Raw genomic sequence first — 8,727 nt, forward strand, 5'->3', positions numbered from 1 at the left:
GTTTCTACCTAAAATTGCTACTAAAAATGGGGGTCATACAAAGGGAAATCATTTTAATACTTACATGTTGTCTAATCTATGATGGATTGGCATATAATCTTGCCACAGTAAAACAAGTTATTACCTTTTTATGTCTCAAATTTATTCAAATAAAGTCTCCTGTACAGTAGGAAAACCATTGCTTCGCCGCTATACCGAAGTGAGTGTTTTTCTGCTTGGCTTTCTGGCGCTGATTGTACCTAGTGGCTATTCAATCGGTGCGGTCTTGCTTGTGTTGGGTGGTTTGTACGTATGGTCTAAGGATTTTAAAAATAAAGACTTAGTGGAATTGGACCGTCGAGACAAATGGCTGCTGGCGATATTACTTTTCTTCTCCCTAGAAGGGGTGTTTAACTGGCTTTGGCATGGCTTAGTCAGTGGAGTCTTTGATGATAGTGACTTAGACAAGGTGATACGCTTTGCGCTTGCGATACCAATATTTTTTCTGATTTATCGAGCAAGACCGTCATTACATTACTTATGGACGGGGATAGCGGTAGGGGCGATTGGTGCCTGTATTTTTGCGATATACCAAAAGTTTGGCTTGGGTTTAGCAAGGCCACATGGCTATACCCATCCCATACAGTTTGGTAATTTATCGATGGTCTTAGGTGTGTTCTGTCTAGCCGGTCTTGGCTGGGCATCCACTCTGAAAAAATACAAAGCCTTCTTTATCTGTTTGCTTGCGGTTGGGGCTTTTTGTGGTCTTAATGGTTCTTTTCTCTCGGGTAGTCGTGGGGGATGGATTGGCCTTCCGTTTGTACTCTTTTTTCTGTATCGTGTCTATCGTAGTTTTTTTTCAACCAAGGTCAAAGTTATTGGCTTGATAATCACTTGTTTTCTAGCAATTACCGTATTTAATTTGCCACAACTGGGTATAAAAGATCGAGTGAATAAGGCTTTTAATGAGATTAAAACATATGAAGCTGGCAATGTAAGCTCTTCAATAGGTGCGCGGCTGGAAATGTGGAAGGGCACTGCCATCCTAATTAGTGAAAAACCACTCATGGGTTGGACTAAAGAGGGCTATATTCAGGCCAAAAAAGATCTAGGAGAGCAGGGAATCATCCAGGGAGTAGCGGCAAAGCGCTTTTCTCATGCGCATAATGAAATCCTAGATCGTCAGGTAAAACATGGTCTGCTAGGTCTACTCGCTTTACTGGCACTTTATGCCGCCCCTATAATTGCCTTCAGTGCTTATCTTAGACATAAAGACTTATCTAAGCGATCACTTGCGGTTGCGGGTGTGTTGCTGCCCTTTGTGTTTATAGACTTTGGATTAACCCAAGCATTTTTTAGGCACAATAGCGGTGTTATGATGTATGCAGCTTTCTTAATGGTGTTTGCTGGTTATTTTAAAATGCTGAGAACATCGGTTTCTACTAAATGGTGAGTATTCTAGTGTTACTTATGTCCTATATCTATAATCATCTATGGGTGATTTGAAGTATTCATCAGTACAGAAGTAAATTATCAGCTTGTGGAGCTTGTTTATAATTTATATTTAAGTTTAAGGTGAGCTTAACAAATCCTAATTTTCTGCTTCGCTAAGAATAGGATAATTAGTAGGCTTCATTACTATTTAGAAAAAAAATTATAAAGAAGTAAGCATTTATACCTTATTTAGTGTGTCTCAAAACAGTATAAATAGTGGTCGTTTGACAATAAGGAAGATAGTGATAAATCAAAATAAACTCTTATTTAATAGTTATCAGAATAAAACTAGATGAAATTGATAAATCAAAATACTCTTCTTCGAGTCGTGAACTTATTTCTACGATTACTTACCCTTTTTAGTAAGTTCGTCATTATTATTTATACGGCAAGGGTATTGAGTCCGAGTGATGTTGGTTTATATGGATTGTTTGTTGTCTCGGTTTCTTACAGCTTATATTTTTTGGGTTTTGATTTTTATACATTTAGTTCAAGAGACATACTCGGACGGGATAAAGCTGTTTGGGGGCAATTATTTAAGAGTCAGTTAGTTTTTTTTGGATTGACCTATCTAATTGTTTTACCTTTAAGTAGCTTGCTTTGTATATATGGTTTTTTGCCGTTTGAGTTTTTTGTTTGGTTCGTACTCTTAATGATTTTGGAACACATGAACCAAGAGCTCAGTAGATTGTTAATTGTTTTGTCGGAACAGTTATATGCAAGTCTAGCCTTGTTTTTCCGCTCAGGATTGTGGTGTTTAATAGCAATAGTTTGTATGTGGTTAGAACCTGAGTTTAGGAATCTACAAACAATATTCTTTTTATGGACAATTGGTGGTGCCCTCGGAGTTGCAGTGGGGTTGTGGCGCTGCAGTCGACTTAAGGTTTCAGGCTGGAAAGAGTCTGTAGATTGGGGTTGGATTCGAAAAGGGCTTATGGTAGCAGGTCCACTCCTTGTAAGTACTTTAGCGCTTAGAGGACTATTTACAGTTGATAGGTATTGGTTTGAATCTTTGGTTTCACTAGAAGCTTTAGGGGCTTATACCTTATTTATGGGCTTAGGAAGCGCATTAATTTCATTTTTAGATGCTGGGGTGTTTATGTTTTCTTATCCTAAGTTGATTCGTTTATATAAACAGCAAGATAGTGAGGGGTATGCACAGGAAATGAAGCGAATGGCTTTGTTGACTCTGGGATTTTGTGTGGCGTTTGCTTTAGGTAGCGCTCTTGTCTTGCCTGTGTTGTTAGAGTGGTTAGATAATGAAATTTATATTAAATTTCAAAGTCTGTTTTGGTGCTTATTATTTGCTATGAGCTTATTTGCTATTGGGATGATTCCGCATTATGGTCTATATACAAAAGATAATGATAAACTCCTTATTTATTCTCATATAATAGGTTTTGTTTTTTTCTTGCTCAGCACCTATTTAATTTCCAAAGTTGACCGATTTTGGGCTGTTCCAGTTTCTTTAAGTTTAACTTTTTTTGTGATTTTTTTAATTAAATTAGGTGCTTATTGGCGACATAGTGTTGCACATAGTCAGAATAAGAAAATAACGGTAAAATGATAAGCTAGGTACTTAAATTAGGATTTAAATAGTATGTTAAATGGAAAAACAATTCTGGTAACTGGTGGTACAGGCTCGTTTGGTAATACTTTTGTACCGATGACTCTTGAGAAGTATAACCCCAAAAAAATTATAATTTTTTCTCGCGATGAAATGAAGCAGTGGGAGATGGCAAAAAAATATCAAACAGATCCGAGAGTTCGTTTTTTTATTGGTGATGTACGTGATAAGGAACGCCTATATCGGGCTTTAGATGGTGTTGACTATGTTGTCCACGCTGCAGCAACTAAGATAGTACCAACAGCGGAATATAATCCATTCGAATGCGTTAAGACAAACGTAAGTGGTGCTATGAATTTAATCGATGCCTGTATTGATAAGGGAGTAAAGCGTGTCGTTGCCCTTTCAACTGATAAGGCGAGTAGTCCAGTAAATCTATATGGTGCAACCAAATTGGTCTCTGACAAATTATTTGTTGCCGGAAATGCTTATTCAGGTGAGCATGGGACTTTATTTGCGGTGGTTCGATACGGTAACGTCATGGGTTCACGCGGTTCGGTAATCCCATTTTTTATGTCAATCAAGGACAAAGGTGTATTGCCGATTACTGATAATCGAATGACTCGCTTCATGATTTCTTTAGAGCAGGGTGTAGAGTTGGTGTGGCATGCTTTTGAAGATATGGTAGGTGGTGAAATTTACGTAAAGAAAATCCCATCAATGAAAGTTACAGATATTGCCAAGGCTGTTGCACCAGAAGCGAAACAGGAGGAGATTGGTATTCGTCCGGGTGAAAAATTACATGAACAAATGATTAGTTCGGAAGATGCTTATTATACCTATGAGTATGATGAACACTTTAAAATTTTACCAGTTATTAATGATTGGAGTACATCGCCAGAGCGTATTAAAGATGGTGTTAAAGTTCCCGAAGGGTTTGTATACTCTAGTGATAATAACTCTGAGTGGATGGATCAAGTAGCTTTACAAAAGTGGATTGAGCTAAATCGCTCAAAAATCGGAGCGATATAAATGATTCCTTATGGTAAACAGAGCATTAACCAGGCAGATATTGACGCGGTAGTCAACGTATTGAAATCAGATTTCCTTACTCAAGGACCTCAAGTACCAGCTTTTGAGAAAAAAATAGCAGATTATTGTCATGTAAAATATGCTTATGCGGTTAATAGTGCGACTTCTGCGTTACATATTGCTTGTTTGGTTTTGGGCTTAGGTGAGGAGGACATTTTATGGACTACACCTATTACTTTTGTAGCCTCAGCTAACTGTGGTTTGTATTGCGGTGCAAAAGTGGATTTCGTTGATATAGATCCTAAGACTTATAATTTATCGCTGACAAAGTTAAAAGAAAAACTCGAACTTGCGAAATCCACTGGAAGTTTGCCAAAAGTTTTAGTTGCCGTGCATCTCTGCGGACAGCCTTGCGAGATGCAGGCCATTAGAGTTTTATCGAAACAGTATGGTTTCAAAGTGATTGAAGATGCGTCGCATGCGATAGGGGGACGTTATCAAGACAAACCAATAGGTAATTGTGAATATAGTGACATCACTGTTTTTAGTTTTCATCCAGTGAAAATTATAACGACAGCCGAAGGCGGAGGGCTTACCACTAACGACCGTGAGGTTGCGCAACAGATTGAATTGTTGAGAAGTCATGGTGTAACTCGTGATCCACAATTAATGACTCATGAGCCAGATGGTTCCTGGTACTATCAACAAATAGCTCTTGGCTATAACTATAGGATGACTGAACTGCAGGCAGCATTGGGTGTAAGTCAAATGGATCGTTTGGATGAGTTTGTTTCAGCTCGTCATCGTTTGGCAGCTCGTTATAATGAGTTATTAGCAGATTTGCCATTGATATTACCTTGGCAACATCCAGATAGTTACTCAGGGTTACATTTGTACGTTATTCGTTTGCAATTGGATAAAATAAATAAAACACACAGAGAAGTCTTTGATAGTTTAAGAAATCAAGGGATCGGTGTGAATTTGCACTATATTCCCGTGCATACGCAACCTTATTATCAAGCGATGGGTTTTATAAAAGATGATTTTCCTGAGTCTATAAAATATTACGAAGAAGCAATAAGTTTGCCGATGTTCCAGTCAATGACTGAACAGCAACAAGATGAGGTGGTTGGTGCGTTGAGAGGCCTACTATATGAGTAGGTTAGCTGTTATCCCTGCACGAGGTGGTAGTAAACGGATACCCCGTAAAAACATCAAATCATTTGATGGGAAACCGATGATTGCTTGGTCCATAGAAGCAGCCATATCCAGTGGCTGTTTTGAGCGTATTTGGGTTTCAACAGATGATAATGAGATTGCCGAAGTAGCACAAAGTTATGGGGCGATTGTTCCTTTTCTAAGACCAGAACAACTAGCAGACGATTATGCTACAACGATGGATGTGATGGCTCATGCTGTTAAGCATTTCATCGATACAATAAAGGGCGAAGAATTAGAGGCAGTTTGCTGTATTTACGCTACTGCCCCATTCATTAAAGAAAGTGATATTCAAAAGGGCTATCGTACTTTAACTGATCATTTAGACTTATCTTATGTGTTCAGTGCAACTACCTATGCTTTCCCTATTCAACGAGCGATTAAGTTGAATGATGCTAGTAGAGTTCAAATGTTTGAACCAAGTCAATTTGTTGTTCGTTCACAAGACTTGGAAGAAGCTTATCATGATGCTGGTCAATTCTATTGGGGCAGACCTAAGGCTTGGTTAGAAAAGGCACCAATCTTTTCCGAAAACTCGCAATTAATTGTGCTTCCGCGCCATCGGGTTCAAGATATAGATACTCAGGAAGACTGGGTGCAAGCTGAGTTTCTTTCTAAGGTAATGAAAAGAGTCTGATCTATTTATGAAGTTTATTATTCGTGCTGATGCAGCTATCCATATCGGCAGCGGTCATATTATGCGCTGCTTAACGCTTGCTAAAGCGTTAAGAGATTACTCGCACACGGTAAAATTTATTTGTAGAGAGTTCCAAGGTAATTTGATTTCTTATATTCGTAGCCAAGATTTTGAAGTATTTAACATTCCACACTTAAATAATAGTTTAACTAGTGTTGATGAAGAAAATACCCATTCCTCATGGTTGGAAGTAAGTCAAGAAGAGGATTTTGATTCTTGCAAAACGTTCTTAGAAAAAGAAAAACCTGATTGGATAATTGTTGACCATTATGCTTTATCTGAAGAATGGGAAGTTTTAGCGAGGGATCACACTAAGAATATAGCGGTTATTGATGATTTAGCTGACAGAAATCATGATTGCGATATCTTGCTTGATCAAAATTATGGAAGTCTAGAAAGTAGTTATGCCGAGTTGGTTCCAAACGAATGTAAGTTATTGATTGGAACGCAATACGCACTGCTTAGACCTGAGTTCGCTAAGTACAGGGAGATCAGTGTTGCACGTCGAGAAAAAAATTCATATACGATAAATCAGATTCTAGTTAATCTTGGTGGAATTGATAAAGATAACCACACCCTAAGCGTGTTGAATGCTTTAAACGCTTGTCTTCAGAATGAGTGCGTTAAAGTTGTGATGGGTGCGACAGCACCGCATATTGAAGATATTAAGTTATATGCTCAAGAAGTTGGGTTTAAGTGTGAGGTGCTTGTGGGGATTAACAATATGGCAGAGCTGATGGCAAACTCTGATTTGGCTATCGGTGCCGCTGGTAGTACCACCTGGGAGCGCTGTGCTCTGGGGTTACCAACGATTCTTGTTGTGTTGGCGGAAAATCAGATTGCAGTAGCGAAAGCGCTTGCTGATGATGGGGCTGTGTTTTTAGCAGACGTAAACTCATCATTATCAGAGGATATTAAGTTGTTTTTTTCTAGAGTTTCTAATGATACAAATTTTCTAGCATCTTTATCAAAAAAATCTAGAAAAATATGTTTTGGCGATGGTGTTAATAAAGTTGTGCAAGTTTTGTCTTCTTTATCGAAGCAGGGAGGAATGATATGTCTTTAGTCCCCATTAAAGAACAAGATCTTGAGATGATTTTGGAATGGCGTAATGCCGAGGAAGTTAGAAAGAATATGTACACTTCGCATATTATTACTATGGACGAGCATAAAGCTTGGTTTAATGGACTAAAGAATAATAAAAATGTTCAATGGTTTATTTATCATGAAGACAATGGTCAAGCAGCGGGTGTTGTCGGGTTTACAGATATAAATATGAAAAGCAAAAATGCCTCTTGGGGATTTTATGCTGGATCAAATGCTAAGAAAGGAATAGGCTTTAGGATGGAAATTGAAGCTCTCAATTACGCATTTGATACCTTAAGGCTTCATAAGCTAAATTGTGAAGTTTTAGCCACGAACATGCGTGTAGTTTCTTTACATGAAAAGTTTGGCTTCATTAGAGAAGGTTTATTTAGACAGAACCATTTTAATGGGGAAGGTTTTGTTGATGTAATACGTTTGGGGTTGTTGAGTGAAGAATGGGCTGATAAAAAGGGTGAGATTCAAGAAAAGGCCGCTTCTTTCAAATAAGAATATGGGTGGATTATGAGCTACGAAATCGAAATTGATAAACGCAAAATAGGGACTAATCATCCGCCCTATATCATTGCTGAGATGTCAGCAAATCATAATGGAAGCCTTGAAAATGCATTCAAAATTATTGAAGAAGCTAAAAAGGCTGGAGCAGATGCGGTAAAGTTGCAGACGTATCGCGCAGACACCATTACGTTAGACAGTAAAGATGAAGCCTTTATGATTCGAGGTGGTTTATGGGATGGAAAGTCATTATATGATTTATATCTTGACGCTCAGATGCCTTGGGAATGGCATAAACCTCTTTTCGAACATGCTCAGAAAGTAGGTATTACGATTTTTAGCTCACCATTTGACTTCACTGCAGTTGATTTATTAGAAGAGCTTGATGCGCCTGCTTATAAAATTGCCTCATTTGAGGCGGTAGATATACCCTTAATTAAATATGTTGCCAAAACTGGCAAGCCGATGATTATTTCAACAGGTATGGCAAATGAAGAGGAAATTCAAGAAGCAATTGATGCTGCAAAAGAAGGTGGCTGCCAGAAGTTAGTTGTTCTGAGGTGTGTTAGTGGCTATCCAGCTCCAGCCGAAGACTATAATTTACGAACAATTACTGATATGCAAAAAAGGTTTGGTGTATTGACGGGATTATCTGATCATACACTCGATAATACAACTGCAGTGGTCAGTGTTGCCCTAGGCGCTTGTGTTATTGAAAAGCACTTTACTCTCGATCGAAATGGTGGTGGGCCTGATGATAGTTTTTCGCTTGAACCTGAAGGTCTAGTTAAGTTGTGTGAAAGTACGATGATTGCCTGGAAAGCCTTGGGTTCCGTTAATTATGGCCTGAAATCAAGTGAGCAGGGTAATGTTAAATTTCGTCGTTCACTATACTTTACTAAAGATATGAAAGCTGGTGATGTCATCACTCCAGACAATGTGCGAAGTGTTCGACCTGGGTATGGTTTGGCACCTAAGTATTATGATGAGGTTTTAGGTAAAAGAGTGACTGTTGATATTAGGAAAAATAGTCCACTAGCATTTAATTTAATTGAAATGTAGAGGTTTCCTTTACTAAGAGATTAAATAGGTAATCTCCCCTCAAAGCCGTAGTGATTTAAGGTAGAATTTTCTATAAAGG

The 8,727-nt window shown here is 38.3% G+C and carries 8 protein-coding genes; all 8 read left to right on the forward strand.

Annotated features, from left to right (window positions below):
• The first annotated feature begins 130 nt into the window (after window positions 1-130).
• The 8 genes from HMPREF3179_RS09165 (at window position 131) to pseI (ending at window position 8,648) form a co-directional block, all read left to right on the forward strand.
• Entirely contained in the window at window positions 131-1,432 is a 1,302-nt protein-coding gene (locus tag HMPREF3179_RS09165) for an O-antigen ligase family protein (RefSeq protein ID WP_246824430.1), read from the forward strand.
• 438 nt (window positions 1,433-1,870) lie between these two features.
• Entirely contained in the window at window positions 1,871-3,040 is a 1,170-nt protein-coding gene (locus tag HMPREF3179_RS12140; RefSeq protein ID WP_141743465.1) for a lipopolysaccharide biosynthesis protein, read from the forward strand.
• A gap of 33 nt (window positions 3,041-3,073) precedes the next feature.
• Window positions 3,074-4,072 carry a UDP-N-acetylglucosamine 4,6-dehydratase (inverting) gene (gene pseB, locus HMPREF3179_RS09175; protein WP_070470851.1) on the forward strand — a complete coding sequence of 333 codons (999 nt, stop codon included), beginning with the start codon at window positions 3,074-3,076 and terminating at the stop codon, window positions 4,070-4,072.
• A complete protein-coding gene (gene pseC, locus HMPREF3179_RS09180) occupies window positions 4,073-5,233 on the forward strand; it encodes a UDP-4-amino-4,6-dideoxy-N-acetyl-beta-L-altrosamine transaminase (protein ID WP_070470854.1) in 1,161 nt (386 codons plus the stop codon).
• Window positions 5,226-5,927, forward strand: a complete 702-nt coding sequence (pseF, locus tag HMPREF3179_RS09185) for a pseudaminic acid cytidylyltransferase (protein ID WP_026156962.1) — start codon at window positions 5,226-5,228, stop codon at window positions 5,925-5,927. Before pseC ends, pseF begins: the two co-directional genes overlap by 8 nt.
• Window positions 5,928-5,934: 7 nt before the next feature.
• Window positions 5,935-7,053 (forward strand): UDP-2,4-diacetamido-2,4,6-trideoxy-beta-L-altropyranose hydrolase, encoded by a 1,119-nt coding sequence (gene pseG / locus HMPREF3179_RS09190; protein WP_018027381.1) that lies wholly within the window; start codon window positions 5,935-5,937, stop codon window positions 7,051-7,053.
• Window positions 7,044-7,580 carry a UDP-4-amino-4,6-dideoxy-N-acetyl-beta-L-altrosamine N-acetyltransferase gene (pseH, locus tag HMPREF3179_RS09195; RefSeq protein WP_018027380.1) on the forward strand — a complete coding sequence of 179 codons (537 nt, stop codon included), beginning with the start codon at window positions 7,044-7,046 and terminating at the stop codon, window positions 7,578-7,580. The genes pseG and pseH overlap by 10 nt, the downstream gene beginning before the upstream one ends.
• A 15-nt stretch (window positions 7,581-7,595) precedes the next feature.
• Window positions 7,596-8,648, forward strand: a complete 1,053-nt coding sequence (gene pseI, locus HMPREF3179_RS09200; protein ID WP_070470856.1) for a pseudaminic acid synthase — start codon at window positions 7,596-7,598, stop codon at window positions 8,646-8,648.
• Window positions 8,649-8,727: the final 79 nt, after the last annotated feature.

Source organism: Oligella sp. HMSC09E12, from assembly GCF_001808505.1.
Lineage (GTDB): Bacteria > Pseudomonadota > Gammaproteobacteria > Burkholderiales > Burkholderiaceae_B > Oligella > Oligella urethralis.